The sequence below is a fragment of the Leptonema illini DSM 21528 genome (assembly GCF_000243335.1).
GTDB classification, from domain to species: Bacteria; Spirochaetota; Leptospiria; order Leptospirales; family Leptonemataceae; genus Leptonema; species Leptonema illini.
In genome coordinates, this window is the sequence record NZ_JH597773.1 from 2,580,120 (window position 1) to 2,604,549 (window position 24,430).

The window sequence follows — 24,430 nt, forward strand, 5'->3', positions numbered from 1 at the left end:
CTTGCATAAAAGTCAAAGGCGTTCCCACTCAGTCGTTCGCAGAAATCGGGATATAGAATCGTTCAGTTTCGCATAAAGGAGCCTTTGCGGGCTCACCCTGAGTATAGCCGACGGAAGTTCAAAGTCAAGGCATTTTACAGTTGCAGCCTCGACCGCTTCTCTGTAAGCTCGTAGCAGGCCTTTTGCCTTCTTGTGGGAGCTCCGCCCTTTTCATGCCTCCTGGCGGGCCCCCATTCGGGAAAAAACAAACGGAAGTTTTTTGTTTGACGAAATGCGGCATCGTGCGATAGCACATTACAGACTGATCGGTCTTTAAGTTTACGTTAACGGCAGGATCGACGGCAGAACAGAAAGAGAGGTTCCCAGATGGGAGATGCGAAAGACAGAAGGTATCGAGCAGACGTCGTCATTGTCGGAGCAGGCCTTGCCGGGCTCGCAGCGGCGTCAGAGCTGCTGGATCAGAACAAGAACGTTCTTATAATAGAGAGAGATCTTCCCGAACATCTCGGCGGCCTTGCAAAGCTTTCGTTCGGAGGCGTCTGCATGGTCGGCACGCCTTACCAGAAGAAGACCGGCATCGCCGATTCGGCAGAGTTAGCCATGACGGACTGGTTCCGATACGGCGAGATTCCCGAATCGGAGCACTGGCCGCGTCGCTGGGTGGAGAAATACGTCAACGAATCCGACAGGTGGATCTACTCGTATCTGAACGGTATCGGCGTGAAGTTTTTGCCCGTTGTGAACTGGCCGGAACGCGGCATGTTCGTGCGCGGCAATTCCGTGCCGCGGTGGCATATCGCCTGGGGCACGGGGTATGGCATCATCGAACAGGTGGTGAAGCATCTTTTCTCCCATCAAAACTCAAACAAGCTGCGCATCGAATACGGCCATCGCGTCGAAGAGCTGATCCGCGAGGCGGATGGCATCGGCTGCCGCGGAGCGCTCGAAAAAGACGTTCCAGACGCCGGCACAGCCTTCGTCGCCACAGGCGATGCATTGATCATCGCCGCCGGAGGCATCTGCGGAGGCGATCTTTCCTATCTACGAACAAAGTGGAGCGACGCTCCGAAGCGACTGCTAAACGGCTCGCACCGTTACGCGGACGGTACGGTACACGAGGCGGCCTCACGCTTTGGAGCGAATCTGACGCATCTTGAGAAGCAGTGGCACTATGCCGCCGGCATCGCCACAAAAGAGCCCATCGTTCCGCATCATGGATTGAGTCTTGTGCCTCCTCGCTCCGCCCTGTGGGTGAACGCACATGGCGACCGTATCGGGCCGCATCCGAACGTCGGTTATACGGACACGCATTATCTGGTGCAGAACATCCTGAAAGAACCGGGCAGCTTCTCGTATCAGGTGATGAACTATAAGATCGCCATCAAAGAACTGGCCGTTTCGGGAAGCGAACACATGACGGCCTTTCGTAACAAGAGCAAGCTCGGCCTGATCAAAGGCCTGCTGTTCGGGAACAAAGCGCTTCTTGAAAGACTCAAACGCGAATCTGACGACGTCTTTATCGCCGGCTCGATAGAGGAGCTTGTTGCTTCTATCAATGCCGTCGAGAAAGAATATACGATGGATAAAGCGAAGCTGACGGGTGCGATCCGTCAATTCGACGCCGAGATCGAACGCGGAGAAAAATATATAGGAGACGAGCAGCTGCGGCGTATGTTGAATCATCGCACTTACAGGGGTGATCGCATGCGCATGAGCTGGATGCAGAAGATCGACGACGCGAAGGCGTATCCGCTTGTGGCCTTTCGCGAGAGCATCCTTTCGCGAAAAAGCCTGGGCGGCATTCAGACGGATCTTCAGAGCCGCGTGCTTGATAAGAGCGGCGAGCCGATTCCGGGGTTATACGCCGCCGGCGAGGCGGCCGGATACGGCGGAGGCGGCATCCACGGGATGCGATCCCTTGAAGGGACGTTCCTTGGAGGCTGCATCATTACAGGAAGAGTGGCCGGCAACACGGCAGGGGGAAGACAATGAGCACGACGAAAATAAAAGGCGGCAACCTTACAGGCGCCTATCTTGCGCGTTATGCGCTCGAACAGCTTCCGGTGAAGCACGTATTCGGCATCCCGGGCGTTCATAATACGGAGCTGTACGACGAAATCAACAAATCCGAAAAGATCGAGCCGATCCTCGTCACGCATGAAGGCGGCGGTGCGTTTATGGCCGACGGCATCAGCCGCACCTCTGACGAGATCGGTACTCTCTTAATCGTGCCCGCCGCCGGAACGACGCATGCGATGAGCGGCATCGGCGAGGCCTTCCTCGACGGCATTCCGATGCTTGTCATCTCGGGCGGCATCCGCAGCGATATTCCGGTTTCGTATCAGCTGCACGAACTTGATCTTCCGCGCCTGCTTTCGTCGATTACGAAGTTTGCAAAGCGCGTCGAGCGTCATGATCAGATCGTCCCGACGATCTTTGAGGCCTACCGGCATGCGGTTTCGGGCGAGCCCGGCCCCGTTTTCGTCGAGATTCCGGTGAACATACAGCTCTTTAAAGGCGAGGTCGCCGAGCTTCCCGTCTATCAGGATCTGCCGGCACAGCCCGCTCCGTCTGACGCCGACCTTGATCGCGCCGTAGACCTTCTTCTGAAGTCGAAACAGCCGGGGCTCTTTCTCGGATGGGGAGCGAAAGGCGCCCGTGAGGCGGCCATTCAGATCGCCGATCTGCTTGGAGCGCCCGTATCGACGACGCTACAGGGGTTAACCGTATTCCCGGCCGACCATCCGATGCATACGGGCATGGGATTCGGAGCGCATTCGGTGCCGGCAGCCGAGAACGCCTTCGCCGACGTGGACTGCATGCTTGCCGTCGGTACGCGCTTCGCCGAGATTCCGACGGGAAGCTTCGGCGCGAAAGTGCCCGAGAATCTGATCCACGTCGACATCAACTCACAGGTCTTTCATCGCAACCATCGCGCGAAGGTAGCCCTGCACGGCGATTCAGCCATCGTACTGAACGCCCTGCTCGAACGCTTGAAAAAGGCGTCGGTTTCTTCGACAGATCGCCATGAGAAAAAGGCGGCACAGATCGCCCGCGATAAGGCCGCCTATTATAAAGAATGGGAGGCGCATCGTAACGAACGCGTGAATCCGTATCTGTTTTTTCGCGAGCTGAAAAGCAAGGCCGATAAAGACATGCTTATGGTCGTCGATGACGGCAACCATACGTTCTTGAGCGCCGAGCTCTTTCCGGTGACGCATCCGGTCGGATTCATCTCGCCCACCGACTTCAACTGTATGGGCTACAGCGTCCCGGCCGCCATCGGCGCGAAGCTTGCCTCTCCGTCAAGACAGGTCGTTTCGATCGTAGGGGACGGAGCCTTCTTGATGACAGGACTTGAGATCATCACCGCCTCTTCGCACGGACTGGGCGTCACCTATTTCGTCTTTTATGACGGAGAGCTTTCGCAGATCTCACAGGGACAGGAGATCCCCTACAACCGTAAAACATGCACTGTGCTCGGCAACATCCGCCTCAAGGGCATTGCCGACGCCACCGGCGCCGCCTATGTCGAACTGAACTCCAACGAAGAGATCGGATCAAAGATCGAAGAGGCGTTGCGCATCGCCGAAAGCGGTCGTCCCGTTATCGTCGACGTAAAGATCGACTACAGCAAACGTACGCGCTTTACAAAAGGCGTCGTTGGAACGGTTCTCAAGCGGTTCCCGATCGGCGATAAGTTCCGCTTTATCGGGCGAGCACTCTGGCGAAAACTGACAGGTTAATCAGGGCAAGATAGCCTTGCATTCTCGACTCTCACAATCGAGCGAGCAAAGGCGGTCGGATTTTTTTCGGCCGCTTTCTTTTTTTTCTGGTGCAATCCGCGTTCATAGATCAAGCTGAGAAAAAACGTGCTCGCAGCGAAAGCAAAGCACTTGAACGACACGGTGCGGACTTGATGAAGACAGAGAAAAAGATACAGACATCTCGAACACAGGAAGAGCGCTCGCGCGAAATGAGAGCCCGTCTCATCGAAGCGACGCTCGTCTGCTTACAGAGGCATGGCTATCATGGCTCCTCGCTTTCCGTCATATTGAACGAGGCCGGCGTTTCCAGAGGCGCCTGGAGTCATCACTTTAAAAGCAAGAAGGATCTTGTGGCCGAGGCCGCCGAATCCATCTTGAAATACGCCATCCAGCGAGCACAGGCCGCGGCCGACTCGTTGAAAAGCGGCGGGAACTTTCTGGTCATCCTTGATTTTATCTGGGAGAACTTTTACACAGGACGACATCGCGACGTCTGGCTGGAATTTAACAACGCGGCGCGCACCGACACGGAGCTTAAAGAACGGCTGCTGCCCATCCTCGAAAGCTTCCATACCTCTCTGGATCGCGTCTGGGCCGATCATCTGAAGGGCACGGAGCAGGCCTCTGATGTGCGCACCCTGATGAACCTGACCATCTATCTGTTGCGCGGCATGGCCATCCAGTCCGTTTCGTATGACAGGCCCGAATACTACGCCGATCTGCGACAGGCGTGGGCCCGGCTGATGGAAGCGCAGGTTCAGTGGAAGTAGAGGCCTTTCGACAGGCTATCGGCAAGTTGGCCCCGACAGAACGCAGTAGAATGCAAGGAGATCGTATGGCCGGTATCGCCTTTTTCAGCGCTCGCCCTTATGAGCGAACGTTCTTTGATCGAGAAAACAGCGGGCATTCGCTTAACTATCTGGACGCTCCGCTTGACGAGAAGACGGCTCGGCTCGCCGCGGGTTCAAGCGTCGTCTGCGCCTTCGTGAACGATCACCTTGATCGGCTAACGATGCAGATCCTGAAAGAAAACGGCATCGGACTCATCGCCCTGCGCTGTGCCGGCTTCAATAACGTCGACCTTAAAGCGGCGGCGGAGCTGGGCCTTCCCGTCGTCAGAGTGCCCGCCTACTCGCCGTACGCCGTCGCCGAACACACGCTTGCCCTGCTCCTCACGCTCTGTCGCAAAACGCATCGCGCCTTCAACAGGGTGCGCGAGGGCAACTTTTCCCTCGACGGCCTGATGGGATTCGACATCCACGGAAAGACGGTCGGCGTTCTCGGTACAGGCAAGATCGGAGCGATCTTCTCGCGCATCATGCTCGGTATGGGATGCCGCGTCCTCGCATACGACCTTCGCCCCGACACGGCGCTTGAACAGGCCGGCGTGCTCTATGTCGATATCGATCGACTGTTTGCCGAATCCGACATCATCTCGCTGCACACGCCTTTGCTTCCACAGACGCAGCACATCATCAACGCGACAACGCTTGCGAAGATGAAAAAAGGCGTCGTCATCCTCAATACAAGCCGCGGCGCCCTGCTTGATACGAAGGCCGTCGTTAGAGCTCTGAAGTCCGAACATATCGGCGGACTGGCCATCGACGTCTATGAACAGGAAGAAGGCCTCTTCTTTCAGGATCTGTCGGGCAGGATCTTACAGGATGATACGATCGCACGACTGCTGACGTTTCCGAACGTGCTTGTGACGGCACATCAGGCCTTCTTCACCGACACGGCCATGCAGCAGATCGCTCAGACGACGCTTCGCAATATCGACGACTGGCAAGCCGGCAAGCCGCTGATCAATCTCGTACCTGGGTGATGCTTCTCAATCAAGGGCGCAAGATATTGAACCGCTGAGGGCGCGGAGGACACAGAGCAGATAACAGTGAGTGCTGAGGGCACGAAGGAAGGCAGAGTAAGAGGCTTTGACCGCGAAAGACGCGAAGCTTAAATACTGGAGTTAAACGGACAACAAGTGTAGCGTAAAAATCCTCTGGCTTCAATCCATTCTCTGATTTTCTTTCGCGCTTTTGGCGTATTTTGCGGTCAATAAATTCTTTCTCTTCTCTCTTCCCCCGTACCTCAGTGGTTCAAACTCTTATGGCTTTCTTTGAGACGAAGATACAAAAAAAGGAAATAACCACAGAGGGCGCGGAGGGCACAGAGCAGATAACAGCGGGAGCTGAGGGCACAGAGAATTCCGGAGAGAGGTCAGGATTGGTTCGGGCCCTGTGAGAAAGGCTTGCTCTGACTCGAAGCCTGCGTAAGCTCGTCCCGAATGCAGGCCTACATCGCCAGACGATTGCTGCTTATGATTCCGACGCTGTTCGGCATTACCGTCGTCTGTTTCGCGCTGATTCAGCTTGTTCCCGGCGGTCCTGTCGAGGAGTACATTCAAAAGGTCCAGCAGGCGGCGGCGCAGAGCGGAGCCAACCCCGACCGGATACTCACCGAGCAGGAGATCGCGAACATCCGCGCCTACTTCGGTTTTGACAGACCCGTACATGAGCGTTATCTGATCTGGGTCGGGAACATCATGACCGGCGATTTCGGCGAATCCTACGTTTACCGTCGTCCGGTGCTTGAGGTCATTCTCGAACGTATGCCCGTTTCGCTCTTCTTCGGGCTCACATCCTTTCTTCTTTCATATGCGATCTGTATTCCGCTTGGCATGAAGAAGGCGCTGAAACACGGCTCGACGTTCGATTCCGTTTCCAGCTTCGTCATATTTGCCGGCTACGTTATGCCGGGTTATGCGCTCGGTATTCTGCTGATACTTTTCTTCGCCGGCGGTAGCTACTTCCAGTGGTTTCCACCAGGAGGCATCGTATCGGATCATTTCGAGCTTCTTCCTTGGCATGCGAAGGTCGGCGATTTTCTGCATCATATGATCCTGCCCGTCATCTGTTACATGGCCTCTGAGTTCGCCTTTCTGACGATGCTCATGAAAAACAGCATGCTCGAAGAAACACAGAAGGAATACATGCGCACGGCCATGTTGAAAGGCATGGACTTCGCCACCGCCGCGCGAAGACACGCTCTTCGCAACGCCCTGCTTCCGATAGCGACGCGACTCTCTGAAATCTTCACGCTGATGTTTGCCGGCGCTCTACTGATCGAGCGCGTCTTTGATATCGACGGCATGGGACTTCTCGTCTGGACGAGCATCGTCGGTCGCGACTATAACGTCGTTCTTGCGGTAATTTTCATCACGTCTCTGCTAACCATGCTGGGTCGGCTGTTTTCTGATCTTGTGTACACGTTGATCGATCCACGCATTCAGCTCGGAGAATCGCGATGAGCGCGTTTCGTCGATTCATGAGCATACGCCGAAGCTTCGTATCTTTTATCGTGCTCTCTGTGCTTTTCGTACTCAGTCTGGGTTCGGAGGTCGTGGCCGGCAACCGTCCTCTTCTGCTTTCGTATAACGGAGAGCTGCACTTCCCTATCATTAAGTTCTATGCCGGCGAGCAATTCGGGCAACCTCAAAAAACCGAGGCCGACTATAGAATGCTGCGAGTCGACCCGGCCTTTCAGGAAAGAGGATGGGCGGTGTTTCCGCTCATTCCCTACTCGCCTCTTGAATCCGATCTTGAAGAATCCGGAGCGCCGCCGCATCCTCCTTCATGGCGCCATCCTCTCGGAACGGACGGATCGGGGCGAGACGTCTTTGCGCGGTTGCTGTACGGCTTTCGTATTTGTATGCTTTTCTCGATCATTCTCACGGGCATTACGGGCGTAACAGGCATCGCCATGGGAGCGCTTCAAGGTTATGCAGGCGGCCGAACCGATCTTCTGATCCAGAGATTTACCGAGATCTGGTCGGCGCTTCCCTTTCTCTACGTAGTGATTCTGCTCGGCTCGATCTTCGGCCAGAGCTTCTTTATGCTTCTTGCCGTACTCTCGCTTTTCTCGTGGATCGGTCTGTCGCTCTATATGCGGGCGGAGTTCTTCAAGATACGGAATATGACCTACATCAAGGCGGCCCGCGCCGTCGGTGTGAAGAACGCCGGCATTTTGTTCAGGCATATTCTGCCGAATGCGTTAACCCCGGCCATCACCATACTTCCGTTCACGCTGATCTCGGGTATCGGCGCTCTTACCTCTCTCGACTTCCTCGGCTTCGGTATGCCGCCGCCGACTCCATCCTGGGGGGAGCTTCTCGATCAGGGGCTGAAGAATCGCCAGGCCCCCTGGATTGCGATCTCGACGGTGCTGTCTCTGTTCTTAACGCTACTGATGGCCACCTTTATCTCTGAAGGCATTCGTGAGGCCGTTGACCCGAAAGCGAAGAAGCGTAGTCCGTAGCCCGGTCGATTGTAGAAAAAGCGACCGGAGCATATGACCTCTGAAGTTCAGCCTCAGTTCAGTCCTTTTTCCTTCATGAGGCCGACGTAGTCGCGATCGGTTTTCATGATATGATGCAGCAGCCAGCGCTTCAAGAAATCGAGAACCTCGTCGGTGCGTTCTGCATCGCCAAGCGTCGTATTTAGATAGAGAACACGCAACCTGTCAGAGAAGCCGTCGTGCACGCGGCGATGTTCGGCAAGGCCTTCGTATCCACAGCGTTCCATGTACTGCTCTTCGGTTTTGAAGTGGTAGTCGGTGTAATCAACGAGGTCTTCGATGATCTGCTCGAATTTGCGGGCAGCCGCTCCCGATGCTTTCAGATGAATGACTTCGTTCAAAATATCGACAAGTTTACGATGCTGTTCGTCGATTTCCTTTATACCGAGCTCGTAGCCGGACTCCCATTTTACAAGTTCCATGCACTTCTCCCTGTCGCGTTATTGATGAGTTTCAAGTAAAGGCCTGCTCTGAAACCGATGGTATGCATTGATCGGCCTCCGTAGCAGGCTTTTTATGTAAGGAGCCGTTATCAGGCCCTGGATAATTCCAATCCTTTGACGACGCCTCTGCTGTCCATTTTTTCTTGTTCTCCACGCCGCCCGCTTTCAGATGGGAGTGATGCGCTCTCTTCTCATCACCCAGTGTCTGCAACGCGACTTCGTCGAACCCATCAATCGTTATGATCCTCTGCCCAACCAGCTTCATGTGGGAGCGGCCGAATCGCTGCGGCTGCTCGGCGAGCGCCCTGACGAAGGTCCGCTGCGACGATTCATGCAGTGGGCCCTTGCAAACTCATCTATGCCGATCATTCATATCAGAGACTGGCATGATGCAGACGACGAGCAGCAGCGAGAGCATCTTTCTCAGTTCGGTCCTCACTGTCTCAAGAATACCCCCGGAGCGTCCTTTCTCTATGCCGCCGATATGGCTGCCGATCAACGGCATCTCATCGTTGACGCCTCTGGCCTGAACGACTTTTACAAGACCGATCTGGAATCGATGCTTGCTCCATACCGCGGCTCTGCGCTTCACATCGGCTTGATCGGAGTCTGGACGGATGCAAAGATTCTCTTTCTCGCTTATGAGCTGACGACGCGATACCCCGAGTTTGAGATCGCCGTATGCGAGGCTTTGACGGCCAGCTCCTCACGCTCCATGCATTTTATCGCTCTCGAACAGATGCGAAGCACACTCGGCGTCTCGATCATCTCATCGATCGGCGACTTCTCTTCTTACCTCACCGGCGAAACCGTCGACCTTCCCATTCCACGAAGCGCCCTTGTGAACACAGAGAAACTCAAATTCGAAGACGATTATACGCCGGCCGATGAAGATCGCGATATGCTTCTTTTTCTATTTCGAGATACACCCGAGGTGCATCTGAAGAAGCTGGCCGGAGGTTTTTCGGGCAATATGGTTCTTCGGGCACGCGTGCGCGATATCTACGGGCATCGGCTACCGCCCTTTGTGGTTAAACTCGGTGAGCGATCGTTGATCGCAAAAGAGAAGGCCGCCTTCGAACGCATTCAGGAGGCCCTGGGTAACGCAGCGCCCTCTATCATCGATACGGTCGAATTAAAGGATCGAGGCGCAGTCAAATACCGCTACGCGGCCATGCAGGGCGAGCAGACGACGACGTTTAAGAAATTCTACGCATCGACGGATAACACCGACCGGATCGGCGAGGTGCTTGCAGCCGTATTCGACGATCGCCTCGGTCGATTTTATGAAGCGGCGGTCTCGGAGCCTCTCAATCTGCTTGATTATTATGATTTCCAACCGCGCTTCGCCGATGGCATACGAAAGCGCGTCAATGAGCTGCTGCCCGGCGCACCGGCCGATACGATTGAGGTCATTCCCGGAAAGACGCTGCGACATCCTGCCCTGTTCTACGAGAAGGATCTGACCGAACTGCGCGGACATGATACGCGCGAACACTTTACCGGATGGGTTCACGGAGATCTGAACGGAGCCAATATCGTTCTCGATTCGTCGCAGAACGTCTGGATCATCGACTTCTTTCACACGCATCGCGGGCACATTCTTCGCGATCTTATAAAGCTCGAAAACGACCTTCTCTATATCTTTACTGAATTGAAAGATGAAGGAGAACTGAGGCAGGCCATCGCCCTCACCGATCATCTCTTCTCGTATGAAGATGCGGCGGCCGTACCGGATGCGCTGCCCGGATTGCCTCCGGCCCTTGAAAAAGCCCAGCAGACGATCCGACATCTGCGATCCCGCTATGCCCGCCTCGTGCAGCATGATCGCGATCCATATCAGATGGATTGCGCCATGGCCCGGTATGCCATTCATACCCTTGCTTTTGATGAATCGTCCGTTTTTCAGAAGCGCTGGGCGTTGTACGCCGCCTCGCTCTTTTTGCAGCGCATACGCTATCGCCTGATTGAAACGCGAGGCCTGCGCGTCGATTTTCTCAAACGAGAGACGTCGGCCTCTCTGATCGGCATCACATTGCTTCCCGGCCGTCGTGATCGTCAGCGCGATCTCGAACAGGATCTGTCACAATTAAAAGAACAGCGCATCGGTTCTGTGCTCTGTCTGCTCTCTGATAACGAATTTGAGTTATACGGGGTGCCTGATCTTCTTACAAGATATGCTGATTGCAGCTTCACGATTATGCATGCGCCTGTTGTTGATCAGGCCATTCCCTCCTTTGAAGAGATGGATGCCATGCTTGCCTTTGTCGACTCATCGCTTGCCGAACAGCGACGCATTCTCGTGCACTGTGCCGGCGGTCTCGGTCGCTCGGGAACGGTCGCCGCATGCTATCTGACGACCCGTGACGGGCTGTCCGTCGATGAGGCCATCGACGTCGTGCGCGAATCTCGCTCTCCGCGCATGGTTGAGAACCGTCGCCAGGAGGACTTTGTGAGACAGTACACGGAACGATCAGCTCGCTGATTCTTCGCTGATTGCCTGCTTGACGACATCACCCGCACGCCTCAGGGCGACATCGATATTCTCCGCTATGTTCTCTTCGCCCACCTGAGCGAGCAGGCCGGCCTTTTCAAGGGCGAAAAGCGGCTGTTTGTGCACGCCCGAAAGCAGAACATGGATGCCGTCACGACCGGAATCGTGTATAAATTTCTCAAGCATGTGGATGCCCGTCGCATCGATGGCCGGCACGCGGCGCATTCGAATAATGCGCACAAGCGGCGGATCGGCGGCGATGCGAGCGGCGCTTGCGAAAAGGTTAGCTGTTCCGAAAAAGAAGGGCCCGTTGATCTCGTAGACCTCGGTGCGGGCCGGAACGGATTTATGCCTGATATCCATAGGATCGTCTGTGTTTTCGTGATCGTCATCTGACACAGAATCCTGCGATAAAACCCTGACCTGGCTAACCTGCGACATGCGACGAATAAAAAGAAGAACCGCAAGAACCAGGCCCACCTCGATGGCAAGCACAAGATCAAAGACGACAGTAAGAAAGAACGTAGCAAGCAGCACGATGACGTCGCTCCGCGGACTTTTCAGGATACCCAGAAAGGTTCGCCATTCGCTCATATTATAGGCGACGATGACAAGGATCGACGCGAGGACGGGCATCGGAATATGCTTTACATACGATCCGAAAAGCAGCATGATCGCCAGAAGCGTCGCCGCATGCACGATACCGGCGACCGGGCTCGTCGCTCCGTTCCTGATATTGGTCGCCGTTCGCGCGATCGCTCCGGTTGCGGGAATACCGCCGAAAAGCGGCGAGGCGATATTGGCAATGCCCTGAGAGATCAGCTCGGCATCAGGATTGTGGCGGCTGCCCGTCATACCGTCGGCGACGACGGCTGAAAGGAGCGACTCAATCGCGCCCAGCATGGCGATGGCAAATGCCGCCGGAAGCAGGCTGCGTACGGTACCAAGGTCGATCTCAAAGAAGGCCGGCGCCGGAATGTGTGAGGGAATCTCGCCGAATCGCGAACCGATCGTGTCGACAGGAAGATCAAATTGAACCGTTATCAGGGTCGCTGCAAGAATGACGACGATGGAGCCCGGAATGCGATGCGTGATGCGCGGCCAGACGGCCATCGTAATCGTGCACAGAAGAGCCATCACAAGCGAAACAGGGTCGATCGCGCCCGCCTGTTGCCAGTACACCTGCCACTGCCCGATGAAATCAGCCGGTAACGATACGACAGGAAGGCCCAGGAAATCGCGCATCTGCGACGAGAAGATGATCACGGCAATGCCGCTTGTGAATCCGACCGTGACGGGATGCGGAATATAGCGGATCACCGAGCCAAGACGGGCGAAACCCATCATTAATAGCATGAGCCCCGCCAGAAACGTCGCCACAAGCAGGCCGCTCAGCCCGAACTCCTGTACGATGCCATAGACGATGACGACAAAGGCTCCCGTCGGCCCCCCGATCTGAACGCGGCTGCCTCCAAAGGCAGAGATCAAGAAACCGGCGACGACGGCCGTAATCAGGCCGCGTTCCGGCGAAACCCCCGAAGCGATCGCGAAGGCGATGGCAAGTGGCAGGGCGACGATACCGACGATCAACCCGGCGCTTATATCGCTGGCGAATCGACGCATCGAATACGTGCGCAGCGATCGAAGAAGCTCCGGCGTGAACATAATAGTTATATTCTTTTATCTTCTATAAAACGCCAGAAGTTTTTTCAGAGACGCGAAATTTTTGCTGTCGCGCTAATCCGGTCCGAACGAGCATCGGACCAAGATAGGCATGCAGAGCAGGAAAGGCAGAACCGATTTTTGCAAGCCATCCGCGCAGCTTCGGAATATGCACTTCAACGGGACGACGCTTCAACACGTCTTGAACGATCAGCCGGGCCACGTCGTCTGCGCGAAGAAGAGCGGCCCCTGAAAAGATAAGAGCCGCCTCATCCAGATGTTTCGCGCCGTCGACCATCGGCGTATGGATACCGTCCGGACAGACGACGCTGACAGAAACGCCGTATTCGCGAAGCTCACGAGCGGCGGCAAGAGAGGCCGAACGCACGGCAAACTTCGAGGCGCTGTACACCGACATGCCCGGAACCGGGCTGATGCCCGCAAGCGAGGCGACGTTGACGATATGGCCGTGCCGTCGCTCTTTCATAGAACGAGCGGCCACGCTCATACCATAGAGAGTTCCTTTCGTGTTCACGTCGATCTGCCGATCAATGCTTTCGGGTATCAGGTCGACGGTGTAGGCCGGCTCCAGCACTCCGGCGTTATTGATCAGAATATCGATCGGACCAAAATACCGTTCGCTGCTCTTCCAGACTGTCGACCATGCCGCCGAAGAACGCACGTCAAGAGCCAGAGGGCGAAGACGATCCTTTACAGATTCGCCTAACGCATCGGCAAGTTCGTTCACCGTCTGCCGCACGCTCGATACTTTCACATCAGTGGCGATAACACAGTAGCCGGTTTCTATCAGATGACGCAGAATCGATCGGCCGAGCCCTCCGCTCGCTCCGGTCAGAAGGCAAACCCGTTTTTCGTTCATGATGTATATCAGAGGATGAGGGCCAGTAGGTGGCGAACAGAAATTGATCGACACGGGTAACATTTCTGGATGACGGGAAGCGCAGGCTCGCTATATTGCTGTCAATGAAAAACGCAATCCAGGTTTCCAGAATGCGAGCCGGCCTTCTGGCCCTGTTCGTCGCCCTTCTTCTGCCTGCCTGTCGCGGGCCGCTGAGTCCCGAAATCACTGAAAACGATCTGAAGTACCATCTGGGTATCCTTTCTTCAGATGCGCTCGAAGGACGCATGACGGGCACTCCGGCCATGCAGCGCACGATGGACTATATTGAAAAGGCCTACAGAAAGGCCGGCCTGCATCCTTTCTTTCCCGATTACCGCATGCCCTTCACCTTTCGCGACGGAATGGAGGCACGCGGCGTCAATCGAATAACGATCGACGGCCAATCGATTACGACCGTTCCGCTTCCTTTTGCCGCACCCGGTCGCATCGAAAGCCGGCTTGTCGATGGAGGCTTCTGTCTTCCTGCGCATAAAGGCGTCGATGAGCTTGCCGCCATCGAAAACGAGAAAGGCGCGGGCTTTCTTGAAGGCAAGATCCTGATATGTCGGCGTCACGGCCCCGACGGAGAGCGAGGTGAACGCACCTATCGCAACCTGATCTCATTCCAGTCGAAATATGAGAACGCGAAGCGCTTCAAACCGGCCGCCCTTCTCTTTCTCAAAGGGAAAGGCGACGAGCTGCGCACCGAGCAGCTGCGCGAAGAGGCCTCCTCTTCGGCGCCGCGAGCCGCCTTTACGTCAGAGGATGATATCGTTCTCGCCGCCGCGAAGCAAAACGCAGAGGCCGTCCTTGAAATCGACTTCGCCGCTCTGGAGCGCACGGGGTATAACCTCGGCGCTTCGCTGCGGCCCATCGCTCCGGGTCAGCGCATCATCTACCTTGGCGGTCACTATGATCATCTCGGCCACGGCCTGCCCGGATCGTCCATGGGGCCGATGGGCCCCATCTATAACGGAGCCGACGATAACGCCTCGGGCACGACACTTATACTCGAACTGGCCGCCGCGATGAAGGCGAAGCTCAATGCCGATGCGGCATATCTGCCCGCCGACGTGAACGTCGTCTTTTTGAACTTTGACGCCGAAGAACGCGGGCTTTTCGGTTCATCACGCTTTGTAGAAAGCGCCGCCTTTGATCCGACGAGCACCATAGCGATGATCAACGTCGATATGGTCGGCCGCCTGCGCCAGAGCCGCGGACTTTTTATTCAGGGCATGGATACGGCCGATCCTTCGCTGAAGCGCATCGTCGAGGAGGCCTATGCCGCCTCGGTTCATGGGCTTTATAGCGATGAAGAGCGTCCCGAGGCGCGCTGGATGAAGGGCGGGCTCGGTCCGAGCGATCACGCTTCCTTCTATCGAAAGAAGGTCCCCGTCGTCTTTCTGTTCACCGGATCGCACGGCGAATACCATCGCCCCGAAGACGATTATCCTCTTATAAACTTCAAGGGGCTGTATGCTCTGACGACTCTCAGCGAACAGATCATACGTCGCCTGGCCTTCGCGCCGCCGCCTGTATTCCAGCAGGTAAAAGAAGAGCCGAAACGCAACGACTTCGATTTTAAGGTGCGACTGGGCATCATTCCAGGGTCGTATGATACGGGAATGCCCGGCCTTCTTGTCGGAGGCGTCGTCGAAGGAGCGCCCATCGGCCGCACGGGCATCAAGGACGGCGACATCATCGTCGAGATCGGCACGCAGAAGATCCGCGATATTCACGATCTGATGCGCTTTCTCAACGATGCGCGCACCGGCATCAGCTACCCGGTGAAGTGGATTCGTAACGGCGTGACCATGGAGGCGCGCACGGAACTGATGTCGGTCGATGATTGACGCTCTAATTACCGACTACGGCGGGCCCGGGCTCGCCGCAGTCTCCTTTCTTGCGGCCACGCTGCTGCCTTTCAGCTCTGAGGCCGCTCTGCTTCTTGCGCTTCATGCAGGATTGCCCGTCGTACAGGCCGTAACTTATGCGTCGGTCGGCAACGGCCTGGCCTGTCTTTTCAATTACTGGCTGGGCTATAAAGGCGGAGCGTTAGCCGCCGAAAAGATTCGAGCGTCGAAATCGGGCAACGCCGCCTGGTCTCTGCTGCATCGCTTCGGAGGGCTGACGCTTCTACTTTCGTGGCTGCCCGTCATCGGCGATCCGATCACCGTGCTGGCCGGATTCGCGCGCATCTCGCTTCGTCTGTTCGTTCCCGTCGTTCTCGCTCTGCGTGTGGGGCGTTACGTTCTGCTTGCCTCGCTCTGAGCCTGGCGAAGCGTGCCTGCTCCGACGGCGAACGATACGAGCAGCAGGGCGCCGATGACGATATACGTCACCGTTATACCGACCGATCCGTAGACGTATGATCCAAAGATCGGACCGACACCTCGCGCAAGCGATCCCATCGACCGAAAGCTGCCCATGGCTAACCCCTGTCTGTCCGCCGAGATCGACCGGCTGGCAAGGCCGGCCATCGCCGGTTGCAGAAGCGATGAGCCGATGGCGACGGGAGCAAGCGCAAGTAGCGACAGCGGCACCGACGGAGCGGAAAGCGCAAGTAGCGGCAGAGCGAAGGCGATCAGGATAACGCCGGCAACGATCATCCTCTGCTCTGAGATTATGCCCGACAGTCGCCTGACAAGAACGCCCTGTCCCAGGGCGAGAAGCAGCCCCAGGTAAAAGAAGACAAGGCCGATCTGCGAAGGGATGAGCCCGAAGTCGATTTTATAGAAGAACGTTACCGTGAACTCAAACGAGGTGAACAGAAACATGAAGGCGAAGTTCAGCGCCAGCATGCGCCGGAAGGTCGGCTCTTTTAGCTCGGAAAGCACGCGAAACGGATACTCGATGCGAAGCGGTCCCTTACTGCGCAGATGTTCCGGCAGCGTTTCTTGAAGAAAGAAATAGTTCAAGACGGCGCTCAGAAGCGAAAGAGCGACCGATACAAAGGCGGCGGCCGAAAACGGATGATAGGCGAAGGGCAAACCGCTCAGATCAAGCTTTGACAGAGCTCCGCCAAGCGCCGGGCCGACGATAAAACCGACGCCAAACGCCGCTCCGACCAGGCCCATGCTTTTTGTGCGCCCCTCTTCTGTCGAAAGGTCGGCCATCGCGGCGGTGGCGACTCCGAGATTGCCCGCCATCACTCCCGCCACGACGCGCGAGATCAGAAACAGGGTAAAGGTCGTCGAAAATCCCCAGAGCAGATAGGCAAAAGCAAGCCCGGAACTTGTCAGAAGCAGCACAGGTCGACGCCCGATACGGTCCGACAGGCGCCCCCAGAACGGCGATAGAAAGAACTGAAGCAGCGCATACACAGAGGCGAGGATGCCGCCCAGCAGAATAATCTCGCGCTCTTCGCCTGTTCCAATACCGGGCGCGAATTGCAGCAGCGTTTGAATCAGTGAAGGCAGATACGAATCGATCGCATGCGGAGTCGAATGAACGTAAAAAGCGAGTAGATCTGGAACAAGCGGAAAGATGAGCGTAAAACCCATCAGATCAAGTATCAAGATGAAAAGCAGCACTCCCACGCTGCTGCGGCGTTGCATTGCCCCTTTTTTCGGGCAACGATAGCACGTCAAGATTCACTGAGATCCCATCTCAAAATACGACGGCTCAACGCAGAGAATCACAGGCTCCCACGATCATATTTTTTTCCGGGATCACAGACCAGGCTTTTTCATCGACACTACGTCCTATCATCAAGCGGAAGTTGTGTACGCTCAGTCTGAAAAAAAGTTGCGGAACGATCGCTCGACAATTGTATAGTCCGGAGAGCTTGAATGTTACGGTCATTTCAAAGTACCGATCTTGAAAAAGAGGACCAGGTTCTCGAAGTCGGGCGCGACTATATTCCCGACGGCGAGATGCTGCTGCGGAATACGATCTACGGCCTCTTTGACGCCGAAGGCGACGATCAGGATGCCTTTCTTTTAGCAGAAGGGGCCTTCTGGTCCATCGGCGAACTGATCAATAACGCCAATAAGGCGAATAACCGCTGGGCGCTGCTCGAAAGCGCTCTTGTGCAGCGTGTGACAGCTGAAGATCCGTCGGCCGATCGCGAGGTCGTCGTCGAAGACGTACAATCGGCCATCGAGCATAACCAGGCCGACGTTCTTAAAAGGTACGGTCTCGACAACATCGACCTGACAGCATCCATTCTCAAGCTGATCGAAAAGCATCGTACGAACTCGTTCGCATTATCCGAGCGCTTTCATAAAAAGATCACGCTTACGCTGCGCGTTCAGAAAAAAAGCGATCAGCGCATCCTCATCGTAAACGTGATCAACAATTCGCCGATTACCGTCATCGACCGCGAGCGCGTCGAGTATAACCTCGAACGAATTAAAGACGACCTCATTCGCGCCGGAGCGCATCCTTTTGAAGCGGCCGTCAACCTGTATGAGAAAAGCGCCGACCATGCAGGCGGCGGTTTTGGAGCGGGACTTCGAAGCATCATTCTTTTCTTGAAAGCAGGCTATGAACCCTTCGACGTTGATATCGTCTTCAGTCGCCTGATTCAGTACAGATCAGCCGTAAAAAGCACGATCTTCACGATTGAAATACCGATCCCCATACGCAAGAAGGCCAGATGAAAGTCCTGCGTCGGCCCTCTGACTTGCCGCATTTGTCTGCCTGACGCCTACTGTGCCAGAGGAGCAGGCCTGCTCTGCCACTCCCATGCCGATCGAATCGTTCTAATACCGAGGATGCGGCTCTGATCCGATACCATGACCGGACTGTACTGAAAACACTGCGGCAGATCCTGTGTTCCGCCATTCACATAAGGCAAATAGCTGTAAGACCGTTCCTGCGAGGCAGGTTTCGTCGCAGGCATCGACACAGGCCTTAAATCCGTAAAGATCGTCAGCGCTGCTCGACCGGCATCCTGTCCTGTTGACGCTGAGAGTAAGGCGATTTCAATTCCCAGTCGATTCGACTGGAGATCCTCCTGCGAGAAGGAAGACCCGGAAAGAAACATCGGCGGGAAGACATCGCCCTGCCTGAGTTCTACAAGATAGCCATGCGTCATCGCCAGATCACGCACAAGGTCGACGGCCGGCGGATCGGGCCGCTCTTCAAGATCGACTTTAATATCTGATACGGCAGTGAGTCCTGCTGCATGCGGACTGCGCAGACGCACGTAAAATGCCCGACCTCCGCTTGACTTCGCCTGCGAGAGCTTTAGGGTAACGACATGTTGAAGCTCGTCCGTCAAATTCAAAAATGCGCGAACATGAGCGAGATCGACCACGCCGATCTTTTCGGTGAGCAGATAGCGCGGAGCATCGGGCTCGCCGCGTAGCCCCGCGAGGATCACCCATTGAAAGGCCATGGGCAGCTCAGGTTCTTCTTTTTCAACAGGCGCAACCGGCGTCGAAATCTCGGACTGCTTGACGGCCGGAGTGGCACAGTTCAACGAGAGAAAAAGCGACAGTCCAATGACTGCCGTCTTTACCGCGTCTGAAACCATCAGCCTGCTTCTGTGAAAAGGTGCTATGCCTGCTCGCCTCAAACCGGCTTCCCTTGCTCCACCGTCGACGTGCGCTTTGAATCGGTCGTCATACGATTCAGCATCTTCTCGGTCGCCTTTATGGCGGCGATCATCTGATCGCTATCGACGCCTACCGTGCGAAAGATCGAATGATCGGGCGTTACCCATGTGATGATCGTCTCGACAAGGGCGTCGGTCTGCCCTCCCGGAGGAATACGCAGTTCGTAATCTTTCAGTTCGGCCACGGATAACCCTGCCTCGGTTACGATGCGGCTTAAAGCCTTCATGAAGGCGTCGTAACCGCCGTCGCCCGTCGCCTCGGCCTGGTATTCTTTATCGGCGATACGCACCCGGATCGAAGCCGACGGAGCAGCGCCGATTCGCGTATGGATATCGGCGGCGATGACCGATACGGTGTGAGCTTGTGTGTCGCCTAACAGCTCTTCAATAAGGAAGGGCAGATCGTCGGGGCTGACGATGGCCTTTTTTTCGCCGAGTTCTTTCACGCGCAGCCAGAGCCGCTCCACCTGATCGGGTGGTAGCTCGATACCCTGATTTTTGAGATTCATCTCAATCGAAGATTTGCCGGCAAGCTTGCCGAGAGCGTAGACGCGCTGTCGACCGAAGCGCTCGGGCAGGATGGGATTGGCATAGAGGTTATGCTTTTTATCGCCGTCGGCATGGATGCCCGCCGTTTGCGTGAAGACGTCGTGGCCGACGATGGGTCGGTTCGCCGATACTCTTTTGCGTGAGAAGGTTTCTACAAGCCTCGAGGCGTCGGTGATCGCCTGCTCGTTTACCGTCGTCTTTACTCCAAGCTTGTCGTGCACGGCGGTGACGACGGCCTCAAGCGGCGAGTTTCCCGCGCGTTCCCCGAGGCCGTTTACGGCGACATGAAGGCCGCGCACGCCGGCCTGAACGGCGGCAAGGCAGTTGGCCGTGGCAAGGCCATAGTCGTTATGCCCGTGAAAGTCGATATGCATGTCGGGAAAGAGATCAAGCGCCATGCGGATGCCTCGCTGCACCTCGTCGGGAGAGAGCAGACCGAGCGTATCGGGAAGCAGGAAGCGGGCAATGGGCATATCAACAAGGGCGAAAAGCATCTCTTTGACATAGTCCTCAGAGTAAAGAAAGCCGTTCGACCAATCCTCAAGATAAACATGCACGCGCACGCCCTGATCCTGAGCATAGCGAACCGTACTCTCGATATCCCGCAGATGTTCGGCAAGCGTCTTTCCAAGTTGAAGCTCGCAATGCTTGCGCGACCCTTTCGTAAGAAGATTGACGACGCGGCCACCGGCGCTCTTGATCCAGTCGATGCTGCGACCGCCGTCGACAAAGCCCAGGATCTCTATGCGATCGACATAATCCTTTGTCGCCGCCCATTCAAAGATCTGCTGAACCGTCTGCTGTTCACCGCTCGATACCCTGGCGCTGGCCACCTCGACCCTGTTCACGTTCAGCTGTTCGAGCAGGAATCGGGCGATCTGCAGCTTCTCGAACGAAGAGAATGACACCCCGTCCGTCTGCTCACCGTCACGCAGAGTCGTGTCCATGATTTCAATCTGCTGCTGCATCGCCGCTCCTCTCGGGTCGCCCCGCCATTCCACATCTCAAAGAAAGGCTTTAATTTCAAGAAGCATTCGATTTTTCTTTGCAGGAGGCCGATCTAATAACAGGCTGCCTGTGGCCGGTGAAAACGATGTCTGCACGACTCCTGTATAGCATACCTGCATTCCTTCTCGCCGTCGGATTGTACCTTTTCGTTCGCCAGCCGCAGGCCGGTGTAGCCGAAAAACGAGGCGAGTATCCGCGCATCCCCATTCTGCTCTTTCACGACGTCGACGGCAAAGGCCCCTACGCCATCAGCAGGCATGAATTCCGGCAGTATCTCGACATCCTCAAAGAAGAGAAGATACAGGTCATCTCCCTTGCAAGGTTGCATGAGATGATGCAGAAGAAATTGCCCGCCGAACGCCCTTCCGTCGTCATCACGATCGACGACGACTTCAAGAATATCGTACGCGTCGCCGCTCCGATGCTGCGGGAGTACGGTTATCCGGCCACGTTTTTCGTTTATACGAAGAACGTCACCGACCAGCCCCGACAGGGCATGGCATGGGAAGACCTGCGGCGCCTGCAGAAAGAAGGCTTCGACATTCAGAACCACTCGCACACGCATACGGCGTTTCATGTGCCGCGTGAAGGCGAAAGCGCAGATCAGCATGCGGCCCGTGTCGATATAGAAATCCTTCATTCACGAGAGGTACTGGAAGACCGCCTCGGTCATAAGATCTGGAGCTTCGCGTATCCGATGGGCTACCATTCGCCGTATCTTGAGAAGCGCCTGAAAGATGCCGGATACGAACTTCTGCTCACCACCGACGCCAATCCGCCTGATGTCACAAAGACGTATACGGGCGTGCTCGATCGCTTCACCATTCAAAAAGGCAAAGATCCGTTCGGACTGTTTTACAAACAGATTGCCTTTGCACGACGAACTCTGGACGACCATTCTCTCACATTGAAAGAAGACGAAACCGAGCCGCGGCCGTAACGCCCGCGGCCATCTGGACGGCATTTGACTTGACGGCCCCCCGTGCGGGTCGATCGTTGAACGATGATTCCAGAAACGGGTCCTCTCGATCAACAGATCACGACCGTCGTCGGCGGCGGACCGATGGGCCTGGCCGTTGCCTCGTTAATCGCACGCAACGTGCGCACCGTCTATCTCTGGGTACCCGACGCTCGCACTTACAAAAAATGGAAGAGCGAGCGTTATTTACAGGTAGGGGAGTATTCGTTCAACGTTCCGTTTAACGTCGAGATCATCACCGGCTACGATCACTTCAAAGAAGGTTCGCATTTCCTGTTTCTGACGATCCCCTCCCGACAGTACGAAGAGGTCGTCGAAAACATCCTCTATCATCTCGACAGATCGCTTCCACACTTTGCCGCGAACATCACCAAGGGATTCCTCTCATCGTTTTCAAGACGCAAGCATCGATGTTATCTCTTTCATCAACTGCTCTATTCTCTTCGCGAGCAGCATCATCTGAATCTTTCCGTCGCTCTTGTTACGGGTCCGTCGCTGCTTTACGATATCATTCACAACAACTATGTCTTTTTCGTCGTCGCCTCTGACGATCCTTCGATGACGCAGCCCATCGTCGATCGTTTGAACGGCGAACAGGTGTACTGGTCGGCCACCGACGATATCATCGGCGCCGAGGTCGGCGGCATCATGAAGAACCCTCTGGCCATTCTCGGCGGCATGGTCGAGGCGCTGCCGCATGTAACGAGTTCTCTGCTCGGCGAGCTGATGGCGGCCGGATTCACCGAGATGAAGAAGCTCAACGCCGCGCTCGGCGGACGCGAAGAGACGATTCTCGGACGTTCGGGCCTCGCCGATCTCGCGGCCACATACTTCAGCCCGCAGGGACGCAACCGATCGTATGGACGCAGCTTCACCGAGAAGCTGATCAGCGGCGAACTCAGTCCGAATCTGATCGATCAGATACAGCTCTTTCTCGTTCCTTCTCTCTTCATCGAAAGAGAGGTGCTTTCCAGCAAGAACCTCGCCGAGGGCGGACTGGCCATCACACCGATCATAGAGATCGCCACCGAGTTCAACATAGACGTTCCGCTCAACAGAGTGCTCTATGATATCTTTCTGCGCCGCAAATCGCCCGAAGACATCATCACGCTACTCACCGGCAAGACGGAGCGCCGCAATCGCATTCCCGTCGTGAAGAAGAAGGGTCGCGTCGAACTGATCGCCTCGGGTCGTATGATCTCGGATCACCTTCGCGAGCGCATTCTTCATCGCATCACGCTGACGCGCGGCATGCAGGCCCGCATTAAAAAGCAGAGCGGCCATATCATCTCCTCCCTTGAAAAAAGGCGGGCAAAGGCTTTGCATAAAAAACAGCGCAACGACGCGAAGAACTTCGGTCGTGAGCTGATGCTCTGGAAGGAGCTGGCCGAATGCCGCGAAGAGGAGGAGCTGCAATACATCGAACAGCTTGTTCGTTTCTATGCCGATTCCATCGCCGACTACTATGTTCCGGCGGCGCGCACGATGCTGATGCGCTTCGTCTCGCCCTTTCGCTGGATTCTCGGCGGTTTCCGTCGAGGCAGCGTCGGCCCCATCGTCAACGGTCGCATTCGCGAGATTCGCAAGCTGGTGGATAACTATCCCGTCTTCTATGTGCCGACGCACCGCACGCATATCGATTCGGTGGAGCTCGTTTACGGCCTTTTCTTCAAAGGCTTTCCGCTGCCGCGATTCGCCGCCGCCTCGATCCTCATGTCGAATCCGATCTGGGGAGCCTTTCTGAAGTCGATGGGAGCGTACGCCGTCGATCGCGAGAATACTCGAAACATCCTCTATCTTGAAGTGCTCACGCAATACACGACGATGATGCTTGAATCGGGCATCCCCGCTCTCGCCTACCCCGAGGGCACGCGCAGCCGCACGGGCGAGTTTCAGTCGATCAAAACGGGCCTGCTGTCGACGGCCATCGATGCCTTTCGCGAATCCGGACATGAGATCATCATTCTGCCGATATCGATCTCGCATCAGTGGATCCCCGAAGATGAGGTCTTTAACAATCAGGCGAACGATACCGGCTTCTGGACGTATGTCTTCAGACGACGGCGCACGTATATGGACCTCGGCGAGCCGATTCGCGTATCGGATTTTGCCGATAAAGAAGAGCCGACTCATGAAATCGCCTCGCTCATTCTGAAGAACTGGAAGCAGGCCTACAGGCTGCAGCCTCATTTCATCGTCGCTCGCATCCTCGACGATCATCCGGGTATGATCGATCGGGATGAGCTGCTTGCGAAGATCGAGGCCTTCCTTGCTTCTTACACTGGAACGGTGCAGGAGACGCGCCCCGAGAAGGTTCTGAAAATCGGCCTCAAGCTGCTCAAGAAGCGAGATCTCATCGCAGAAACGCGAAAAGGATTCGAGATTCTCAATCCCTCTCTTGTCGAGTACTACGGCAACTTCGTTCCCATCGGCAAAGATCCGAAGCCCGAAGACCCTGAAGAATGAACGCATCCGATATAGACAGGAGCCGGCCCAACACGCACTGCGCCCGATGCAACGCACCCTTTCGTTGCGGCTCCATTGCCGGCGACGCTCGCTGTCACTGTGATGACCTGACGCTCAACGCCGAAACGCTTGCATACCTGCGCGAGCGTTATACGGGGTGTCTCTGCCATCATTGCCTGCAGCAGTTCGCCGCCGCCGGGCCTGAGGCCGACGCACCAAAAAGAGCGCCCTGAGGCGTTGATTTC

General features: G+C 55.9%; 19 protein-coding genes. 13 read left to right on the top strand and 6 right to left on the bottom strand.

Going from position 1 to position 24,430, the window contains the following annotated elements:
- The first annotated feature begins 366 nt into the window (after positions 1-366).
- From LEPIL_RS11880 to LEPIL_RS11905, 6 genes are all read left to right on the top strand, one after another.
- Positions 367-1,992, top strand: coding sequence for an FAD-binding protein (locus LEPIL_RS11880; protein WP_002772754.1), 1,626 nt, complete (start codon positions 367-369; stop codon positions 1,990-1,992).
- Positions 1,989-3,746, top strand: coding sequence for a thiamine pyrophosphate-binding protein (locus LEPIL_RS11885; RefSeq protein WP_002772756.1), 1,758 nt, complete (start codon positions 1,989-1,991; stop codon positions 3,744-3,746). The genes LEPIL_RS11880 and LEPIL_RS11885 overlap by 4 nt, the downstream gene beginning before the upstream one ends.
- A gap of 173 nt (positions 3,747-3,919) precedes the next feature.
- The gene (locus tag LEPIL_RS11890; RefSeq protein WP_002772757.1) at positions 3,920-4,537 is read left to right on the top strand and encodes a TetR/AcrR family transcriptional regulator; all 618 of its coding nucleotides are present in this window, start codon (positions 3,920-3,922) and stop codon (positions 4,535-4,537) included.
- A gap of 65 nt (positions 4,538-4,602) precedes the next feature.
- Complete coding sequence (locus LEPIL_RS11895) at positions 4,603-5,592, top strand: 2-hydroxyacid dehydrogenase (RefSeq protein ID WP_002772758.1); 990 nt, start codon at positions 4,603-4,605, stop codon at positions 5,590-5,592.
- A gap of 459 nt (positions 5,593-6,051) precedes the next feature.
- Complete coding sequence (locus LEPIL_RS11900; RefSeq protein ID WP_002772759.1) at positions 6,052-7,074, top strand: ABC transporter permease subunit; 1,023 nt, start codon at positions 6,052-6,054, stop codon at positions 7,072-7,074.
- Positions 7,071-8,081, top strand: coding sequence for an ABC transporter permease (locus LEPIL_RS11905; protein ID WP_002772760.1), 1,011 nt, complete (start codon positions 7,071-7,073; stop codon positions 8,079-8,081). Before LEPIL_RS11900 ends, LEPIL_RS11905 begins: the two co-directional genes overlap by 4 nt.
- A 53-nt stretch (positions 8,082-8,134) precedes the next feature.
- Here the strand turns inward: LEPIL_RS11905 and LEPIL_RS11910 are convergent, their stop codons facing one another.
- Entirely contained in the window at positions 8,135-8,542 is a 408-nt protein-coding gene (locus tag LEPIL_RS11910; RefSeq protein WP_002772761.1) for a bacteriohemerythrin, read from the bottom strand.
- A gap of 199 nt (positions 8,543-8,741) precedes the next feature.
- On the opposite strand from LEPIL_RS11910, the gene LEPIL_RS11915 reads away from it, so the two are divergent.
- Positions 8,742-11,048 carry an isochorismatase family protein gene (locus LEPIL_RS11915; RefSeq protein WP_245826828.1) on the top strand — a complete coding sequence of 769 codons (2,307 nt, stop codon included), beginning with the start codon at positions 8,742-8,744 and terminating at the stop codon, positions 11,046-11,048.
- Here the strand turns inward: LEPIL_RS11915 and LEPIL_RS11925 are convergent.
- Both LEPIL_RS11925 and LEPIL_RS11930 read right to left on the bottom strand, forming a co-directional pair.
- A complete protein-coding gene (locus tag LEPIL_RS11925; RefSeq protein ID WP_002772763.1) occupies positions 11,037-12,722 on the bottom strand; it encodes a SulP family inorganic anion transporter in 1,686 nt (561 codons plus the stop codon). The genes LEPIL_RS11915 and LEPIL_RS11925 overlap by 12 nt on opposite strands.
- A gap of 22 nt (positions 12,723-12,744) precedes the next feature.
- Positions 12,745-13,599: an SDR family oxidoreductase gene (locus LEPIL_RS11930; RefSeq protein ID WP_002772764.1), complete on the bottom strand. Its 855-nt coding sequence runs from the start codon at positions 13,597-13,599 to the stop codon at positions 12,745-12,747.
- Between the two features lie 104 nt (positions 13,600-13,703).
- Here LEPIL_RS11930 and LEPIL_RS11935 point away from each other — a divergent pair, with 104 nt between their 5' ends.
- Together LEPIL_RS11935 and LEPIL_RS11940 are read left to right on the top strand one after the other, a co-directional pair.
- On the top strand, positions 13,704-15,473 hold the full coding sequence (locus LEPIL_RS11935) for a M28 family peptidase (RefSeq protein WP_078123331.1): 1,770 nt from the start codon (positions 13,704-13,706) through the stop codon (positions 15,471-15,473).
- The gene (locus tag LEPIL_RS11940; protein WP_002772766.1) at positions 15,466-15,891 is read left to right on the top strand and encodes a YqaA family protein; all 426 of its coding nucleotides are present in this window, start codon (positions 15,466-15,468) and stop codon (positions 15,889-15,891) included. The genes LEPIL_RS11935 and LEPIL_RS11940 overlap by 8 nt, the downstream gene beginning before the upstream one ends.
- Here LEPIL_RS11940 and LEPIL_RS11945 read toward each other — a convergent pair.
- The gene (locus tag LEPIL_RS11945) at positions 15,867-17,177 is read right to left on the bottom strand and encodes an MFS transporter (protein ID WP_002772767.1); all 1,311 of its coding nucleotides are present in this window, start codon (positions 17,175-17,177) and stop codon (positions 15,867-15,869) included. The two genes, LEPIL_RS11940 and LEPIL_RS11945, sit on opposite strands and share 25 nt — an antisense overlap.
- A 234-nt stretch (positions 17,178-17,411) precedes the next feature.
- Between LEPIL_RS11945 and LEPIL_RS11950 the strand changes: the two genes are divergently transcribed.
- A complete protein-coding gene (locus tag LEPIL_RS11950) occupies positions 17,412-18,224 on the top strand; it encodes a hypothetical protein (RefSeq protein WP_002772768.1) in 813 nt (270 codons plus the stop codon).
- Between the two features lie 47 nt (positions 18,225-18,271).
- Here LEPIL_RS11950 and LEPIL_RS11955 read toward each other — a convergent pair whose 3' ends face one another.
- Positions 18,272-19,102 carry a hypothetical protein gene (locus tag LEPIL_RS11955; protein WP_002772769.1) on the bottom strand — a complete coding sequence of 277 codons (831 nt, stop codon included), beginning with the start codon at positions 19,100-19,102 and terminating at the stop codon, positions 18,272-18,274.
- Positions 19,103-19,140: 38 nt separating this feature from the next.
- Positions 19,141-20,700 (bottom strand): alpha-isopropylmalate synthase regulatory domain-containing protein, encoded by a 1,560-nt coding sequence (locus tag LEPIL_RS11960; protein WP_002772770.1) that lies wholly within the window; start codon positions 20,698-20,700, stop codon positions 19,141-19,143.
- A gap of 125 nt (positions 20,701-20,825) precedes the next feature.
- Between LEPIL_RS11960 and LEPIL_RS11965 the strand changes: the two genes are divergently transcribed.
- From LEPIL_RS11965 to LEPIL_RS22995, 3 genes are all read left to right on the top strand, one after another.
- The gene (locus LEPIL_RS11965) at positions 20,826-21,680 is read left to right on the top strand and encodes a polysaccharide deacetylase family protein (RefSeq protein WP_040918726.1); all 855 of its coding nucleotides are present in this window, start codon (positions 20,826-20,828) and stop codon (positions 21,678-21,680) included.
- A gap of 63 nt (positions 21,681-21,743) precedes the next feature.
- Positions 21,744-24,185, top strand: coding sequence for a 1-acyl-sn-glycerol-3-phosphate acyltransferase (locus LEPIL_RS11970; protein ID WP_002772772.1), 2,442 nt, complete (start codon positions 21,744-21,746; stop codon positions 24,183-24,185).
- Positions 24,182-24,418: a cysteine-rich CWC family protein gene (locus LEPIL_RS22995; protein WP_002772773.1), complete on the top strand. Its 237-nt coding sequence runs from the start codon at positions 24,182-24,184 to the stop codon at positions 24,416-24,418. Before LEPIL_RS11970 ends, LEPIL_RS22995 begins: the two co-directional genes overlap by 4 nt.
- Positions 24,419-24,430: the final 12 nt, after the last annotated feature.

Coding starts and splice junctions, on each gene's coding strand:
- LEPIL_RS11950 (WP_002772768.1), top strand. CDS start 17,412: ATGTTACGGTCATTTCAAAGTACCGATCTTGAAAAAGAGGACCAGGTT.
- LEPIL_RS11880 (WP_002772754.1), top strand. CDS start 367: ATGGGAGATGCGAAAGACAGAAGGTATCGAGCAGACGTCGTCATTGTC.
- LEPIL_RS11935 (WP_078123331.1), top strand. CDS start 13,704: ATGAAAAACGCAATCCAGGTTTCCAGAATGCGAGCCGGCCTTCTGGCC.
- LEPIL_RS22995 (WP_002772773.1), top strand. CDS start 24,182: ATGAACGCATCCGATATAGACAGGAGCCGGCCCAACACGCACTGCGCC.
- LEPIL_RS11890 (WP_002772757.1), top strand. CDS start 3,920: ATGAAGACAGAGAAAAAGATACAGACATCTCGAACACAGGAAGAGCGC.
- LEPIL_RS11965 (WP_040918726.1), top strand. CDS start 20,826: ATGTCTGCACGACTCCTGTATAGCATACCTGCATTCCTTCTCGCCGTC.
- LEPIL_RS11925 (WP_002772763.1), bottom strand. CDS start 12,722: ATGTTCACGCCGGAGCTTCTTCGATCGCTGCGCACGTATTCGATGCGT.
- LEPIL_RS11910 (WP_002772761.1), bottom strand. CDS start 8,542: ATGGAACTTGTAAAATGGGAGTCCGGCTACGAGCTCGGTATAAAGGAA.
- LEPIL_RS11970 (WP_002772772.1), top strand. CDS start 21,744: ATGATTCCAGAAACGGGTCCTCTCGATCAACAGATCACGACCGTCGTC.
- LEPIL_RS11940 (WP_002772766.1), top strand. CDS start 15,466: ATGATTGACGCTCTAATTACCGACTACGGCGGGCCCGGGCTCGCCGCA.
- LEPIL_RS11900 (WP_002772759.1), top strand. CDS start 6,052: ATGCAGGCCTACATCGCCAGACGATTGCTGCTTATGATTCCGACGCTG.
- LEPIL_RS11915 (WP_245826828.1), top strand. CDS start 8,742: ATGCGCTCTCTTCTCATCACCCAGTGTCTGCAACGCGACTTCGTCGAA.
- LEPIL_RS11930 (WP_002772764.1), bottom strand. CDS start 13,599: ATGAACGAAAAACGGGTTTGCCTTCTGACCGGAGCGAGCGGAGGGCTC.
- LEPIL_RS11955 (WP_002772769.1), bottom strand. CDS start 19,102: ATGGTTTCAGACGCGGTAAAGACGGCAGTCATTGGACTGTCGCTTTTT.
- LEPIL_RS11960 (WP_002772770.1), bottom strand. CDS start 20,700: ATGCAGCAGCAGATTGAAATCATGGACACGACTCTGCGTGACGGTGAG.
- LEPIL_RS11895 (WP_002772758.1), top strand. CDS start 4,603: ATGGCCGGTATCGCCTTTTTCAGCGCTCGCCCTTATGAGCGAACGTTC.
- LEPIL_RS11885 (WP_002772756.1), top strand. CDS start 1,989: ATGAGCACGACGAAAATAAAAGGCGGCAACCTTACAGGCGCCTATCTT.
- LEPIL_RS11945 (WP_002772767.1), bottom strand. CDS start 17,177: ATGCAACGCCGCAGCAGCGTGGGAGTGCTGCTTTTCATCTTGATACTT.
- LEPIL_RS11905 (WP_002772760.1), top strand. CDS start 7,071: ATGAGCGCGTTTCGTCGATTCATGAGCATACGCCGAAGCTTCGTATCT.